Source organism: Streptomyces sp. NPDC020747, from assembly GCF_044334695.1.
In the GTDB taxonomy this organism is placed as follows: Bacteria; Actinomycetota; Actinomycetes; order Streptomycetales; family Streptomycetaceae; genus Streptomyces.
The window spans coordinates 34,003-48,109 of record NZ_JBIRTJ010000010.1 but is presented as its reverse complement, the minus strand read 5'-3'; the positions used below and the strand labels follow the sequence as shown (position 1 = coordinate 48,109).

Below are 14,107 nucleotides of genomic sequence, written 5' to 3'. Positions count from 1 at the left end.
GGACAGTCGTCGGGTCAGGGCTTGCGGCCCAGTCCCCCGTGCTGGCCGATCGGCGCCGGGGCCGGGTCCGTCTTCTCCGGGTGCCACAGCGGGACCGAGACGACGCCGGGCTCGACGAGTTCGAGGCCCTCGAAGAACGCCTCGATCTGGGGGACGGGACGCAGGAAGTACGGGACCGCGCCGGTCTCGTTGTAGCCGTCCTGGGCCGCCTCGTACGCCGGGTCCGTGCCGCGGGAGCCGTCGTTGACGCACAGGTAGCTGCCCGACGGGAGTCCGTCCACGAGGGTGCCGACGAGGGTGCGGGCCCGGTCGTAGTCCGCGACATGGCCGAGGATGCCGCTGAGGATCAGGGCGGTCGGGCGGGAGAGGTCCAGGGTCCGGGCGGCCTCCGCCAGGATGAGGTCCGGCTCGTAGAGGCTGGAGTCCACGTAGTCGGTGGCCCCCTCCTTCGAGGAGGTCAGCAGGACGCGCGCGTGGGCGAGGACCAGCGGGTCGTTGTCGACGTAGACGATCCTGGACTCCGGCGCGAGGCGCTGGGCGACCTCGTGGGTGTTGTCCACGGTCGGCAGGCCCGTACCGACGTCCAGGAACTGCCGGACGCCCGCCTCCTCCACCAGATGACGGATGCTGCGGCCGAGGAAGGCGCGGCTGCTGCGGGCGATGGTCACGATGCCGGGGAAGACGGCCGTGTAGGCGTCGCCGGCCTCCTCGTCCACGGGGTAGTTGTCCTTGCCGCCCAGCCAGTAGTTCCAGATCCGCGCCGAGTGCGGCACGGAGGTGTCGATTCTCTGCCTCGCCGCCGGGCCGGTCGAGCTCTCGTGGTCGGTCATGGGCACCGTCTTCTCATCCAAGGCGTGTACGGACACGCACAAACATAAGGTTCAAGATTCACCGATCAGGGTCCAATCTCCAAGATACGTACGCCTTTTCGCACTTCGCGCGCCGACCCGCGTACCGAGGCCGCGCGCGGGGCGGTCCAAGGGCGATCGCACGGCCGTGTGCCACCCTCCGGGCCGGCCGGCGGGGCGTGTGATGATGGCGGAAGTCGTGGAGAGAAGCGGGGGTGGGCGACCATGACCAGCCGGTTGCTGATGCCGTACCGGAGCGCCGGACGGGCGGCACGGTCGGACGTACGGCGGGTGGCCCGGCCACCGGAGGTACGGGGTTCGACGCGGGCCACCGAGATCCTGGACTGGGCCGATCCGGGTGCCACGGCCCTGGTGAACCGGGTCCGGGGGCGGGCCTCCGCACCCGAGACACTGCGCGTGGCACACGGGATCATCGCGCGGGAGATCCGGCCGGTGTACTCCGTGGAGGACCGGCGGCGGGTCTCGACGACTCTGCGGCTGGGGCGCGGTTCGTGCAGTCAGCGGATGGCGGTCCTTGAGGCGGTCGCCCGTGCCGTGGGCATCCGCACGCGGGTACAGGGCCTGCTCGTCGACGGCGTCTTCTGGTATCCGCGGTTCCCCCGGCTCAAGCCCCTGGTGCCCAAGCAGGTGCTGCTGGCCTGGCCGGAGTTCCGGCTGGAGGGCGCCTGGGTGCCGATCGGCGAGCTGTTCGGGAAGGCCGGCGGCGACGGCGCGTTCACCAACCGGGGCGGCGAGACGCTCTTCGACGCCGTGGCCCGTACGACGGTCGACTGGGGCGGCGCGACGGCCTGCGGCGCCACCGGTGGGGGTTGCGACCTGTCGGCCCAGGTCCGGACGGACCTCGGCCACTTCGACTCCCGCGACACCCTCTTCACCGACCACGGCCAGACCCTGTGCTTCGCGGCCCGCACGATGACCGAGCCGGTGCTGGGCAGATGGAGTGCTGGGGCCTGAGCCCCTTCAGGGGTGTGGGCAACCGCCCGAAGCGGTTGCCCACGCCCACCGGTCCGGTCCGGTCCGGTCCAGTCCAGTCCGGTCCAGTTCAAGCGGCCAGCGAAACCGCCCCGACCGCCGGCGTCCGCAGTGCCCGCCGAGCCGTCACCAGGCTCGTCACCAGCACCGCCGCCCCCGCGACCGCCACGATCCCCAGCCAGACGCCCAGGCCCTCGTCCGGAAGGACGGAGTCAGTGCGGACCATCGCGAAGGGGATGATCCCGGCAAGCCCGGCCGCCGTACCGAAGAAGACACCCGTCACCGTGAGGACCAGGGACTCGATGCCGATCATCCCGAGGACCTGCCCGGGGGTCGCCCCCGCCAGCCGCTGCTGGCCGAACTCCCGGCGCCGGTAAGTGGTCGCCGCGTACAGCGAGTTGATCAGCATGATGCAGGAGAAGACCACGATGATGCCGACGACCACGAGGTTCAGCGTTTCGAGGTTCTTGGCGTCGATGGACTTCGGGACTCCGGAGGCGTCGATGGCGTCGTTCTCGACGGCCTGCATGTAGAGGGTCGCCGTCGCCATACCGGTGAAGAGGATCAACGGCATGAGGACCCCGGACAGCTGCGCGGCACGCTCCCGCATGGTGCGTACGGCGAGATAGCCGCTCGGGCCCATCGGAGGAAGCCGGTCGAGCAGGGCCCTCAGCAGCTTCGGCGACAGCAGCGCGAAGCCGACCGCGAGCAGGATCGAACCGTACGCGGCCGGTGCCATCAGCGCGGCGGCGGTCGAGGAGAACGCGAAGGTGGAGCAGACCGACAGACCGCCGAGGACCAGGGCCGCGCGGACGAAGAACGAACGTCCCCTGCCGCGGGGCGCGGTCTTCCGGGTGGCTCGGCGCACCGCGAGGAACGCCGCGCCCGCCGCCGCGAGGACCGTGATGTCGATGCCCGAGAGCAGCGCGATCGTCCCGAAGGAGTAGTCGACGGACTCGGCGACCTGCCCGCTGTCCTGGAAGAGGTCGAGCAGCAGCCGTCCGCCGAGCATCGCGGGACCGATCGCGAGCAGCGCGCCGACCAGGGCGACGGCGACCGACTCCCCCACGACCATCCGCTTGATCTGTGCGGGGGTCGCGCCGGAGCAGCGCAACAGCTCGATCTCGGCGGAGCGCTGACGGACGTTCACCGTCAGGGTGGAGGCGACGGCGAAGAACACCAGGAGCGTGCCGTAGCCGCCGACGACGCCCGCCGCGGTGGAGAGGCTCTCCGCGCTGGTGGAGTCGACGCCCTTCGCGCCCGCAGTGTCGTGCATCGAGTTGAAGGTCATGATGATCGCCGCGCCCAGGAAGGCGGACAGCAGCGTCGCGCCGAAGCGACCGGGGCGCTGCCGGATGGAACGCATGGCCAGAGCGAACATGACGGTCACACCCCCGCCATCACGTCGTCGCCGAGGTGCGCGAGGCGCTCGGCCACCGCGTCCACGGTCGGCCGGCGCATCTCACCGGCGAGCCGGCCGTCCGCGAGGAACAGCACGGAGTCGGCGTACGAGGCCGCCACCGGGTCGTGGGTCACCATGACGACCGTACGGCCGTGGACCCGTACAGCCTCCTGGAGGAGCCGCAGGACGTCCCGCGCGCTGCGGGTGTCCAGGGCGCCGGTCGGTTCGTCGGCGAAGATCACGCTCGGCTCGGTGACCAGGGCGCGGGCGATGGCGACGCGCTGGCGCTGGCCGCCGGAGAGCTGGTCGGGCCGGTGGCCGAGGCGGTCGCCGAGGCCGACGGCGGTGAGGATCTCCGCCACCCGGGCCCGGTCGACGCGGCGGCGGGCGAGCTTGAGCGGCAGGATGGTGTTCTGGGCGACGGTGAGGGTGTCCAGCAGGTTGTACTGCTGGAAGACGAAGCCGATCCGGTTGCGCCGGAACCTCGTCAGCTCGGCCTCGGTGCCGCCGGTCATCTCGGCGCCGTCGACCACGACGATGCCGCTGTCGGGCCGGTCGAGTCCGGCCGCGCACTGCAGCAGCGTGGACTTACCGGAGCCCGAGGGCCCCATCACCGCGGTGAACGTGCCGCGCGGCAGGGCGAGCGTCACCCCGTCGAGGGCGGTCACCGCGTTCTCCTCGCCCCCGTAGGTCTTGGTGACCTTGACCAGCCGCAGTGCCTCGGCGGCGGGGCCCGTGCCGTGCTCGTGGTTGCGTCGATCGGTTCGGCGGAACATCGTCATCAGCCTCCGTCGGGCACCGTCCGTGCCCCGCTGTCCGGGCACTTCCTGTGCCCCGCCGAAGACGCTACGGAGAACGCGGGGCGGGCACATTGGGCGCAGAACCCGTATCGGGGGGTGTACTCAGCGACACCGCCCCCGGCGGAAGAACTCCCCGGAGCAGCGGACTTGCAGGTGGCATGACCACACGCATGCGTACCCTTTGCCTCCGCTTCGCCGCCCGTACGCCTCGGCTTGCTTGCATCGACGGGCAGACGTCTCGCCGAGGTGCGGTGGGGCACGGCGGGAGGGATGGTGGTGGCGTGGCTGGTGACACTTCCCGCCGCCGCGCCGGTCGGCGGTCTCTCCGCGAGCGTGGTGACGCACGGCGGGAACTTCGGCATCGTGGGGATCGCGCTCCTCGCGCTCGCCGTCGCCTCCTTCATCGTGGTCATGTCGCGCCGCGACCCGGTGCACGCGTCCGACGTCAACGCGACCCACGAGGTCGGCGTCCGCAGCACCGCGCCGGCAGGGGTCGGCACCGCCGCCTGAGCCGCGTCACGGAGACCGCAGTTCCACTGATCCTCCCGGGGAGTAGAGATGACCGAGCTGCTGAGTGACATGCGCGTCGACTACAGCGACCACGACGACCCGGTGCTGATCCGCCCCGACGGCAGCGCGGTGGACACCTGGCGGGAGAACTACCCGTACACACAGCGCATGGAGCGCGGCGAGTACGACTGGCACAAGCGGCTGCAGCAGATCGAGCTGCTGAAGCTGCAGAGCTGGATCAAGGAGACCGGGCGCCGGCTCGTCGTCGTCTTCGAGGGGCGGGACGCGGCCGGCAAGGGCGGCACGATCAAGCGCTTTACCGAGCACCTCAACCCGCGCGGTGCCCGGGTGGTGGCCCTGGAGAAGCCGACGGAACGCGAGCGCGGACAGTGGTACTTCCAGCGGTACGTCGAGCATCTGCCGACCGCCGGGGAGATCGTGCTCTTCGACCGGTCCTGGTACAACCGGGCCGGTGTGGAGCGGGTGATGGGCTTCTGCACGGGCGACGAGTACCGGCGCTTCATGCGGCAGGCGCCCGCGTTCGAGCGGATGCTCGTCGATGACGGCGTGGACCTGGTGAAGTTCTGGTTCTCGGTGTCGCAGGGCGAGCAGCGCACCCGGTTCACCATCCGGCAGGTCGACCCCGTACGGCAGTGGAAGCTCAGCCCCATGGACCTCGCGTCCCTCGACCTCTGGGACGACTACACCGCCGCCAAGGTCTCCATGTTCCGCGAGACGGACACCGAGCAGGCCCCCTGGACCGTGGTGAAGAGCAACGACAAGAAGCGGGCCCGCGTGGAGGCCATGCGCAGCGTGCTGGCCCGCTTCGACTACACCGGCAAGGACGACGAGGTGGTCGGCAAGCCGGACCCCCGGATAGTCGGCGCGGCGGCGACCCTCCTGGAGGCGGGCGAGGACGACGAGTTGCAGGAGGGCTGGTAGGGGGCTCGCGGTGGGGCGCTTGGCACCGGCAGTGGTCCGAAGGCGTACGCGGACACCTCAGCCCCCGCTGCCCCCGTCGCCCCCGTCGCCCCCGCTCACCGTGAACCCGATCGCCGACCCCCCGCCCTCCCGGCGTCGGGCGAACGGGGCTCCGCCGTGGGCGGCGGCCACCTCGCGGACGATCGACAGCCCGAGGCCCGAGCCGGGCAGGCTCCGGGCGTCCGGCGCGCGGTAGAAGCGGTCGAAGACCCGATCGAGGTCCTCCTCGGCGATACCGGGCCCACGGTCGAGAACCTCGACGCGGACGGCGGCCCCGGATCCGACACCACTACCGGCACCGGCGCTCGCGCCCACAGGCGTCCCCGCTCCCGTCACCACGATGTCGATCGGCTCGCCCCCGCCCCGGTCGAACTTCGCCGCGTTGTCCACGAGGTTGGACAGCGCCCGTTGCAGCGCGCCGGGCCGGCCGTCGACCGCCGTGTCGCCGGACACCCGCACCGTGACGGCCCGGCCCGTCCGCCGCCGCGCCGCCACCGCCACGTCCTCGGCGATGTCGGCGAGGGCCACCCGCCGGAGCGGCTCCCGGTCCGACTGGCCGGCCGCGAGGTCGACCAACTCGTTGACCAGGTCGGTGAGTTCGCGGGACTCCTGGGCGAGGTCGGCGACCAGTTCGCCGCGGACGGCGGGCGGGAGCTCGTCGATCCGGCGGAGCATCGAGATGTTGGTGCGCAGGGAGGTCAGGGGCGTACGGAGTTCATGGCCGGCGTCCTGGACGAGGCGCCGCTGGTCCTCCTCGGACTGGGCGAGGCGGCCCAGCATCCGGTCGAAGGAACGGCCGAGCCGCGCCACCTCGTCGTATCCGGCGACCGGCACCTGGATGCCGAGCCGCCCGGTGCGGGCCACGTCCTCCGCGGCCCCGGCGAGCCGGACGAGCCGCGAGGTGATGCGCCGGGCCAGCCACCAGCCGAAGAGACCGGCGGCGATCACGACGGCGGCCACCAGCAGCACGGTCCGCTGCTGGAGTTCGCGCAGCAGGTCCTCGGTGTCGCTGAACTCCTGCGCGATCTGCACCGCGCCCCGCCCCTCGCCGAGCGAGACGGTGGCAACCCGGTACATGCCGTCGCCGACGTCGACGTCACGGTGTTCCACCAGTTGCCCGGCGGGCCGCGCGGCAGCGGTCCGCCTGTCGTCGGCGCCTACGGGCAGCGGCGGATGACCCCGGTCGACGACCGACGCGTCCGGTCCGAGCACCTGTACGACCGTGCCGCTGGGCCTGATGAGTTCGTCGCGCGGGCCGCCGTCGGCGTCCGCGGTGGCGAAGTCGGCGGCGGTCAGCCCGCTGTGGCGCACCTCGTCGAGCAGGTCCTGCACGACACCCTCGAACACGGTCTGCTGGTCGACGCGTACGAGCCGGGCGGCGGCGTCGTACGACAGGAACCCGACGAGGACGGTGACGACGGCCGCCACCGCCGCGAACGACACCGTGAAGGTGGTGCGCAGCGAGGACAGCCGGGCCCGCGCCACCCAGCGCCTCAGGCGCGCGCCGCCGGAGCGCACTCAGTCCTCCCTCAGCACGTACCCCACACCGCGCACCGTGTGGATCAGGGAGGGCGCTCCCGGCTCGTCGAGCTTGCGCCGCAGGTAGCCGACGTACACGGCGAGGTTCTTGGAGCCGGGCCCGAAGTCGTAGCCCCAGATGCGGTCGTAGATGGTGGTGTGGTCGAGGACGATGCCCGCGTTGCGGACGAGCAGTTCCAGCAGGTCGAACTCGGTGCGGGTGAGCTCGACCTCGTGCGGGCCCCGCCACACGCGACGGGCCTGCGGATCGATGCGCAGCCCCGCGGCGACGATCTGGCCGTCGGGCATGCGCGGCGGTTCACTGGGTACGTCGACGGGGGCGCCCGTACGCCGGAGCAGGGCCCGGAGCCGGGCGAAGACCTCCTCGACGTCGAAGGGCTTTACCACGTAGTCGTCGGCTCCGGCGTCCAGACCGGCGATGCGGTCCGCGGTCTCGACAAGTGCGGTGAGCATGAGGATGGGGGTGCGGTTGCCCTCTGCACGCAGGACGCGACAGACCTGGAGGCCGTCGATGCCCGGCATCATCACATCGAGAACGAGCACGTCGGGTGGGGTGCGGTGGGCCTGCGCGAGCGCCTCGACACCGTCGGCGACCGCCGTGACCGCGTATCCCTCCAGGGTCAGGGCCCGTTCCAGGGCATGGCGGATCGCGCGGTCGTCCTCGGCGAGCAGCAGATTCTGGGGCACGGGACCAGTCTGCCAAGCCATGCTGTACGTACTACCTGCTGGAGAGGGGTACGGCCGGGCCTCTTACCCGGCTCTCACCCTGCCGGGACCAGTGGCTTACCTCGCCCAGCCACTGTGTCCACGATGCCGGGGGCGAGCGCCGCAACGGGGAGGCAGCGCACCGCATGAAACGTAGGGAGACCACCGAGCGCATGAGGATCGTGTTCCTTCTGCACAACGCGTACGCCATCGGAGGGACCGTCCGCACCACGCTCAACCTCGCGACGGCGCTCGCCGCGCGGCACGACGTGGAGATCGTGTCGATGAGGCGGCACCGGGACGAGCCGAGGTTCACCGTGGACCCACGGATCACGGTGGTCCCGCTGGTGGACGAACGGGAAGGCAGCGAGGACCTCACGGATCCGTCCTACGCCCGGCCGGCCGTCGACTTCCCCGCCTCGGACAAGCGCTACGAGCAGTACACGCTCCTCACCGACCTGCGCGCCCGTGACTATCTGACGGGCTGCGACGCGGACGTGGTGATCGGTACGCGGCCCGGCATCAACGTGTACGTGGCCCGGTTCGCCCCGCGCCGGGCGCTGCGGATCGCCCAGGAGCATCTGCGCCACGACGCGCACAGCAAGCGGCTGCGGGGTGTCCTGGGCCGCTCCTACCGCTCGCTGGACGCGGTGGTGACGACGACGGAGGCGGACGCGGAGGTGTACCGCCGGCGGATGCCGCTGCCGGGCGTCCGGGTCGCCGCGGTGCCGAACATGGTGCCCGCGCCGGTCGGGATCACCCGCGACGACACGACGAAGGTGATCACCGCGGCGGGCCGCCTGGTCCGCGGCAAACGCTTCGACCTGCTGATCGAGGCGTTCTCCGCCGTCGCCTCGAAGGAACCCGACTGGCAGCTGCGGATCTTCGGCGGCGGCCCCGAGCGCGAACACCTCCAGCACCTGATCGACGGCCTGGGCCTGGCCGGGCACGCCCGCCTCATGGGACCGCGTACGCCGATCGAGGCGGAGTTCGCCAAGTCGGCGATGCTGGTCTCGGCCTCGGACGCGGAGTCGTTCGGGATGACCCTGGTCGAGGCGATGCGCTGCGGGGTGCCGGTGATCAGCACGGACTGCCCGCTGGGCCCCGCCGAGATCATCACGGACGGCGTCGACGGCCGTCTGACGCCCCTGGGCGACGCCCGTTCCCTCGCCGACGCGATGCTCGACCTGATCACCGACGAGCCACTGCGGCACGCGATGGGCGAGGCGGCCCTGCGGAGCTCCCACCGCTACGACGCCGACCCGATCGTCGAACGCTACGAGGCCCTGTTCACCGAACTCAAGGCGACCCGCGTCCGCCGCGCCTGGACCCGGCGCCGGGTCCGCGCGGTGGGCTGGGCCCGCCGCCAGACCCGCCGATTCCGCCGCCCGCCGACCCCCCGGACCCCCGTCAACAGCACGAGACCCGCGGGGCCGTGACGCCCGGCCTCCCGGGGCCGCGTCACATCCAGTACGCCGGGCGGCCCACACGGGTTCCCAGTCCCCCAGGACCGCCCGGCTCCCACACCGGCCCGCCCGGCTTCCCGGCCCGGTGCGACGAGCCGCCCGTTTTCGCACGGCGGGCGGCTCGTCGGGGGGACACGGCCCGTGGCACCCCACAACTCCGCCCGGCCGGCCGGAGGACGCCCCCAGCACCCCCGGCCGGCCGGTGCGGCACCACCACGAGCCCTGCTCGCTACTCGCTACTCGGGTCGCAACGCGGCGAGCTGCTGCTCGAAGGGGATCACTTCGAAGCCGCCCTCGCGTACACGGTCGGTCCGTCGCGCGGCCGGCACGGCGGCGTGCGGGGCCGGCACGGCAGTGTGCGGGGCCGGCTCCGGCGTGAGCGCCCCGGCCGACTCGGTCCGCCCCGCCGCCAGACCGCCCATCAACCCCGCCAGCTCCCCCGCGGCCCGGTCGATCCGCTCGACGAGCCCCTCCGCACCCCAGTCCTCCGAGGCCGCGTACACCCCGGTCGGCACGACCACCGCCCGCAGGTACGCGAACAGCGGCCGCAGCGCGTGCTCCAGGACCAGCGAATGACGAGCCGACCCCCCGGTCGCCGCGACCAGCACGGGCTTCCCGGTCAGCGCGTCCGGGTCCAGCACGTCGAAGAAGGACTTGAACAGCCCGCTGTACGAGGCGGAGAACACCGGCGTGACGACGATCAGCCCGTCCGCCGAGGCCACCGCGTCCAGGGCGGCACCCAGCGCGGGCCCGGGAAAGCCGTTGGTGAAGTTGTGCGCGATCTCGACCGCGAGGTCACGCAGCTCCACCACCCGGACGTCCGCCGAGGTGCGCTCGGCCGTGGCGTTGGCCAGCCGGTCACCCAGCAGCCGTGTGGACGACGGAACGCTCAGCCCCGCCGAGACGACGACCAGCTTCATGACGAGGTCACCTCCTTGCCGACGGCGTCGGCGTCAGCCGCTGCCGCTGCCGCGGCGGCAACGCGCGCCGCGTGCGTAGGCGCCTCCGGCACGCCGGCCGGCCGCCGCTTCGCGAACTCCTCGCGCAGCACGGGCACGACCTCCCCGCCCAGCATGTCGAGCTGCTCCAGTACGGACTTCAGCGGCAGCCCGGCATGGTCCACGAGGAACAGCTGACGCTGGTAGTCACCGGCGTACTCCCGGAAGGCCAGCGTCTTCTCGATCACCTGCTCCGGCGAGCCGACCGTCAGCGGGGTCTGCTCGGTGAAGTCCTCGAGGGACGGCCCGTGCCCGTACACCGGCGCGTTGTCGAAGTACGGCCGGAACTCCCGCACCGCGTCCTGCGAGTTCCTGCGCATGAACACCTGGCCGCCGAGCCCGACGATCGCCTGCTCCGCCGTGCCGTGCCCGTAGTGCGCGTACCGCGACCGGTACAGCTCGACCATCCGCTTGGTGTGGTCGGCCGGCCAGAAGATGTTGTTGTGGAAGAACCCGTCGCCGTAGTACGCGGCCTGCTCGGCGATCTCCGGCGAGCGGATCGAACCGTGCCAGACGAACGGCGGCACGCCGTCCAGCGGCCGGGGCGTCGAGGTGAACGACTGCAGCGGCGTACGGAACTTGCCCTCCCAGTCGACGACGTCCTCGCGCCACAGCCGGTGGAGCAGGGCGTAGTTCTCGACGGCGAGGTTGATGCCCTGCCTGATGTCCTGTCCGAACCAGGGGTAGACCGGGCCGGTGTTGCCGCGCCCCATCATCAGGTCCACGCGCCCGTCCGCCAGATGCTGGAGCATCGCGAAGTCCTCGGCGATCTTCACCGGGTCGTTGGTGGTGATGAGGGTGGTGGAGGTGGAGAGGATGAGCTTCTCGGTGCGTGCGGCGATCCAGCCGAGCATGGTGGTCGGCGACGACGGCACGAACGGCGGGTTGTGGTGCTCGCCGGTCGCGAAGACGTCGAGCCCGACCTCCTCGGCCTTCCGCGCGATGGCGACCATGGCCTTGATCCGCTCGTGCTCGGACGGCGCACGACCCGTGGTGGGGTCGGGCGTGACGTCACCGACGCTGAAGATCCCGAACTGCATGGTTGCCTCATCCTCCGCTGGTAGGTTGTTCACGACTCAGGTTGTTTACGATTCAACTATACCGCCAACGATGGACCCCGCCGGGCTATTCCCCGCCTCCGACACCGCGAGTACCGCGGCACACGGCCCCGGCCACACGCGCCCCGCGCCGTTGTCAGTGCCCCGTCCTACCATCCCGATATGGCCGCCCCACGCCGTGACCCCAGCCGTGACACCGACCGCGACACCAGCCGCGACACCCGAGGCATCGTCGACGCCGCGGACTTCCTCACGCATGTGGACTTCCGCCGCCCCGAGCCCGCCGAGCCCCTCCGCCGCCACGTGGAGCACTACTGGCTGATCGACTGGGACCTCCCCGAGCCGTACGTGTCACACGTGGTCCCGCACCCCGCGGTCCACATCGTCTTCCAGCAGTTCGAGGGCCAGGACCCCTTCGTAGAGTTCGCGGGCATCCAGCTCGGGCTCTTCACACAGAAGCTGGAGGGGCGGGGCCGGGTGTGCGGCATCAAGTTCCGGCCCGGCAGCTTCCACCCCTTCGCCCCGCGGCACCCGGTGTCGGAGTGGACGGGCAGGCGCCTGCCCCTGGCGGAGGTACTCCCCGCCGCCCGGAGCAACCTCGATGCCGTGCTCACCCCGCCCGACGAGACCGCCCGCGTGGCAGCGCTCGACACGTTCCTGCTGGGCCTCGCCCCGGCCCCCGACCCCCGCGCCGACCTGGCGATGGCCCTGGTCGACACCATCCGGACCGACCGCACGATCCGCCGCGTCGCCGACTTCGCCCGCGCCCAGGGCATGACCGTACGAGCGATGCAGCGCCTCTTCTCCACGTACGTCGGAGTGGGCCCCAAGTGGATCATCCTCCGCTACCGCATCCACGAGGCCCTGGAGCACGCCGAGTCCACCCCGACCACCGACTGGGCCGCCCTCGCGGCGGACCTCGGCTACGCGGACCAGGCCCACCTGATCCGCGACTTCACAACGACAGTGGGGGTACCCCCGACGGCGTACGCCCAGAGCACTCGCTGAGGGCGCTGTAGCGGGGCTCGCGCCCACCGGCCCACGGCCGAACCGCAACGGGCCGCCCCCTAGAAGACATACGTGTCCCCGGTGTCCAGCACCAGCACCTCCTGCCGGTCGTTGTGGTGGTTGCGGTCCACCGCGCCGCCGCCCCACACCGTGTCGATGCCCAGCGTCACCTCCGAGGGCGCCCCCCTCAGCCGTACGGCCATGGTGATCGACTCCCCCCACCCGTCCGCGGGAAGCACCCCCGTCCGGCACATCACCGTCCGCGCCTCCGTCCGCGCGCACCCGGCCGGCAGCCCCTGCTCGTCCGCGAGCGGCACCGACCACCGCAGCCGTACGGTCGCCTCCGCGACACCGGAGGGGCCGTGGTTCTGCGGGGTCATCCGCAGGTCCACACGCCCGCCGGTCATCGACAGGTGCCCGTGATAGGCGAGATCGGCCTCGGGCGCCACGACCGAGGCCGCATCCACAATCGGTGCCGCCGTGGCAGCCGGAGAGGCCAGGGCCACCAGGACAGCCGCACCCAGCCCACAAAGAATCCGAATCCGCATGTGTCATGTCCTCCGCGTCGACCCGCATGTCCCCGTACGTCAACGGATGTATGCCACCTGGGCCACGCGACAGGCGCCGCCCATCAGGTGAGACGCCGGACGAGGCGCCCCGGCCCGCCCGCCTATCCTGGCCGGTGAAGCAATCGACCGTACGAGCGAGCGGCGGCCCCGCACCACGGCCTCGCCCGCACCCTCCCCCGAGGAGCAGCCCATGACCGCCGCCGCATCCGCCGCGCCCTCCGCCGCCTCCCGCATCGCCGTCGTCACGGGCGCGAGCAGCGGAATCGGCGCCGCGACGGCCCGGCAGCTGGCGGCCGCGGGCTACCGGGTGGTCCTCACCGCCCGCCGCAAGGACCGTATCGAGGCGCTCGCGGAGGAGATCGGCGCGGCGGGCGGCCAGGCGACGGCGTACGCGCTGGACATCACGGACCGCGCGGCCGTCGACGAGTTCGCCACCGCCTTCAGGACGATCGGCGTCCTCGTCAACAACGCGGGCGGCGCGCTGGGGGCCGACCCGGTCGCGTCCGGCGACCCGGCCGAATGGCGCCAGATGTTCGAGACGAACGTCATCGGCACGCTGAACATCACCCAGGCCCTGCTGCCCGCCCTGACCGCGAGCGGCGACGGCACGGTGGTCGTCGTCTCCTCGACCGCCGGACACGGCACGTACGAGGGCGGCGCGGGCTATGTGGCCGCCAAGCACGGCGAGCACGTCCTGGCCGAGACCCTCCGCCTGGAGATCGTCGGCACCCCGGTCCGCGTCATCGAGATCGCCCCCGGCATGGTCAAGACGGACGAGTTCGCCCTGACCCGCTTCGGCGGCGACACGGACAAGGCCGCGAACGTCTACGCCGGCGTGGCGGAACCCCTGACCGCCGAAGACGTCGCCGACACCATCACCTGGACGGTCACCCGCCCCTCCCACGTCAACATCGACCTCCTCGTCGTACGCCCCCGCGCCCAGGCCTCCAACACAAAGGTCCACAGGGAGCTGTAGTGCCGGACGCCGAACCCACCCCTCAGCGGGACCAGGAACAACGCCGCCTGGCCCAGGAGAAGAAGGACGAACGCTACGTCTGGTGGTATCTCGCGTACTTCCTCTTCGGCATCCACCTGGTGGCGTTCGTGATGATCTACGCGGTGACACACGCGAAGTAGGCACGCCCGAGAACGCGCCCACGATTCGCGCGGCCACGCGCGGTGCGAAATCCCGCCGACGCAACGAGAAATGGGACTCGGGCCGACAACAGC

Annotated in this window: 15 protein-coding genes; 7 read left to right on the top strand and 8 right to left on the bottom strand. The window is 71.8% G+C overall.

The features are described 5' to 3' along the window. Positions 1-14: 14 nt before the first annotated feature. The gene (locus ACH4YP_RS25375; protein WP_361063587.1) at positions 15-830 is read right to left on the bottom strand and encodes an SAM-dependent methyltransferase; all 816 of its coding nucleotides are present in this window, start codon (positions 828-830) and stop codon (positions 15-17) included. Between the two features lie 243 nt (positions 831-1,073). Between ACH4YP_RS25375 and ACH4YP_RS25370 the strand changes: the two genes are divergently transcribed. Then, on the top strand, positions 1,074-1,823 hold the full coding sequence (locus tag ACH4YP_RS25370) for a transglutaminase domain-containing protein (RefSeq protein ID WP_361063590.1): 750 nt from the start codon (positions 1,074-1,076) through the stop codon (positions 1,821-1,823). Positions 1,824-1,911: 88 nt separating this feature from the next. Here ACH4YP_RS25370 and ACH4YP_RS25365 read toward each other — a convergent pair whose 3' ends face one another. Together ACH4YP_RS25365 and ACH4YP_RS25360 are read right to left on the bottom strand one after the other, a co-directional pair. Beyond that, positions 1,912-3,222: an FtsX-like permease family protein gene (locus tag ACH4YP_RS25365; RefSeq protein ID WP_398492652.1), complete on the bottom strand. Its 1,311-nt coding sequence runs from the start codon at positions 3,220-3,222 to the stop codon at positions 1,912-1,914. 5 nt (positions 3,223-3,227) lie between these two features. Next, positions 3,228-4,025, bottom strand: a complete 798-nt coding sequence (locus tag ACH4YP_RS25360) for an ABC transporter ATP-binding protein (protein ID WP_398492650.1) — start codon at positions 4,023-4,025, stop codon at positions 3,228-3,230. Positions 4,026-4,256: 231 nt separating this feature from the next. Between ACH4YP_RS25360 and ACH4YP_RS25355 the strand changes: the two genes are divergently transcribed. Beyond that, positions 4,257-4,553, top strand: coding sequence for a hypothetical protein (locus tag ACH4YP_RS25355; protein ID WP_361063598.1), 297 nt, complete (start codon positions 4,257-4,259; stop codon positions 4,551-4,553). Between the two features lie 48 nt (positions 4,554-4,601). Further along, positions 4,602-5,495: a polyphosphate kinase 2 gene (gene ppk2, locus ACH4YP_RS25350; protein WP_361063601.1), complete on the top strand. Its 894-nt coding sequence runs from the start codon at positions 4,602-4,604 to the stop codon at positions 5,493-5,495. Positions 5,496-5,552: 57 nt separating this feature from the next. Here the strand turns inward: ppk2 and ACH4YP_RS25345 are convergent, their stop codons facing one another. Continuing rightward, on the bottom strand, positions 5,553-7,052 hold the full coding sequence (locus tag ACH4YP_RS25345; protein ID WP_398492648.1) for an ATP-binding protein: 1,500 nt from the start codon (positions 7,050-7,052) through the stop codon (positions 5,553-5,555). Further along, positions 7,053-7,760: a response regulator transcription factor gene (locus ACH4YP_RS25340; protein ID WP_361063607.1), complete on the bottom strand. Its 708-nt coding sequence runs from the start codon at positions 7,758-7,760 to the stop codon at positions 7,053-7,055. A gap of 191 nt (positions 7,761-7,951) precedes the next feature. On the opposite strand from ACH4YP_RS25340, the gene ACH4YP_RS25335 reads away from it, so the two are divergent. Further along, positions 7,952-9,217 carry a glycosyltransferase family 4 protein gene (locus ACH4YP_RS25335; RefSeq protein ID WP_398492979.1) on the top strand — a complete coding sequence of 422 codons (1,266 nt, stop codon included), beginning with the start codon at positions 7,952-7,954 and terminating at the stop codon, positions 9,215-9,217. Between the two features lie 263 nt (positions 9,218-9,480). Here ACH4YP_RS25335 and ACH4YP_RS25330 read toward each other — a convergent pair whose 3' ends face one another. Both ACH4YP_RS25330 and ACH4YP_RS25325 read right to left on the bottom strand, forming a co-directional pair. Next, the gene (locus tag ACH4YP_RS25330) at positions 9,481-10,164 is read right to left on the bottom strand and encodes an FMN reductase (protein ID WP_398492647.1); all 684 of its coding nucleotides are present in this window, start codon (positions 10,162-10,164) and stop codon (positions 9,481-9,483) included. Further along, positions 10,161-11,282, bottom strand: coding sequence for an LLM class flavin-dependent oxidoreductase (locus tag ACH4YP_RS25325; protein ID WP_398492645.1), 1,122 nt, complete (start codon positions 11,280-11,282; stop codon positions 10,161-10,163). Before ACH4YP_RS25325 ends, ACH4YP_RS25330 begins: the two co-directional genes overlap by 4 nt. Positions 11,283-11,462: 180 nt before the next feature. Here ACH4YP_RS25325 and ACH4YP_RS25320 point away from each other — a divergent pair, with 180 nt between their 5' ends. Continuing rightward, entirely contained in the window at positions 11,463-12,308 is an 846-nt protein-coding gene (locus ACH4YP_RS25320; protein WP_398492644.1) for a DUF6597 domain-containing transcriptional factor, read from the top strand. A gap of 59 nt (positions 12,309-12,367) precedes the next feature. On the opposite strand, the gene ACH4YP_RS25315 is transcribed toward ACH4YP_RS25320, so the two are convergent. Next, positions 12,368-12,856: a hypothetical protein gene (locus ACH4YP_RS25315; protein ID WP_398492642.1), complete on the bottom strand. Its 489-nt coding sequence runs from the start codon at positions 12,854-12,856 to the stop codon at positions 12,368-12,370. Between the two features lie 211 nt (positions 12,857-13,067). On the opposite strand from ACH4YP_RS25315, the gene ACH4YP_RS25310 reads away from it, so the two are divergent. Continuing rightward, positions 13,068-13,853, top strand: a complete 786-nt coding sequence (locus ACH4YP_RS25310; RefSeq protein WP_398492641.1) for an SDR family NAD(P)-dependent oxidoreductase — start codon at positions 13,068-13,070, stop codon at positions 13,851-13,853. Further along, positions 13,853-14,014 carry a hypothetical protein gene (locus tag ACH4YP_RS25305; RefSeq protein WP_388478260.1) on the top strand — a complete coding sequence of 54 codons (162 nt, stop codon included), beginning with the start codon at positions 13,853-13,855 and terminating at the stop codon, positions 14,012-14,014. The genes ACH4YP_RS25310 and ACH4YP_RS25305 overlap by 1 nt, the downstream gene beginning before the upstream one ends. Positions 14,015-14,107: the final 93 nt, after the last annotated feature.

Excerpts from the sequence above, each read along its gene's own strand:
- ACH4YP_RS25320 (WP_398492644.1), top strand. The coding sequence starts at position 11,463 with ATGGCCGCCCCACGCCGTGACCCCAGCCGTGACACCGACCGCGACACC.
- ACH4YP_RS25365 (WP_398492652.1), bottom strand. The coding sequence starts at position 3,222 with ATGTTCGCTCTGGCCATGCGTTCCATCCGGCAGCGCCCCGGTCGCTTC.
- ACH4YP_RS25310 (WP_398492641.1), top strand. The coding sequence starts at position 13,068 with ATGACCGCCGCCGCATCCGCCGCGCCCTCCGCCGCCTCCCGCATCGCC.
- ppk2 (WP_361063601.1), top strand. The coding sequence starts at position 4,602 with ATGACCGAGCTGCTGAGTGACATGCGCGTCGACTACAGCGACCACGAC.
- ACH4YP_RS25315 (WP_398492642.1), bottom strand. The coding sequence starts at position 12,856 with ATGCGGATTCGGATTCTTTGTGGGCTGGGTGCGGCTGTCCTGGTGGCC.
- ACH4YP_RS25325 (WP_398492645.1), bottom strand. The coding sequence starts at position 11,282 with ATGCAGTTCGGGATCTTCAGCGTCGGTGACGTCACGCCCGACCCCACC.
- ACH4YP_RS25330 (WP_398492647.1), bottom strand. The coding sequence starts at position 10,164 with ATGAAGCTGGTCGTCGTCTCGGCGGGGCTGAGCGTTCCGTCGTCCACA.
- ACH4YP_RS25375 (WP_361063587.1), bottom strand. The coding sequence starts at position 830 with ATGACCGACCACGAGAGCTCGACCGGCCCGGCGGCGAGGCAGAGAATC.
- ACH4YP_RS25335 (WP_398492979.1), top strand. The coding sequence starts at position 7,952 with ATGAGGATCGTGTTCCTTCTGCACAACGCGTACGCCATCGGAGGGACC.
- ACH4YP_RS25370 (WP_361063590.1), top strand. The coding sequence starts at position 1,074 with ATGACCAGCCGGTTGCTGATGCCGTACCGGAGCGCCGGACGGGCGGCA.
- ACH4YP_RS25360 (WP_398492650.1), bottom strand. The coding sequence starts at position 4,025 with ATGACGATGTTCCGCCGAACCGATCGACGCAACCACGAGCACGGCACG.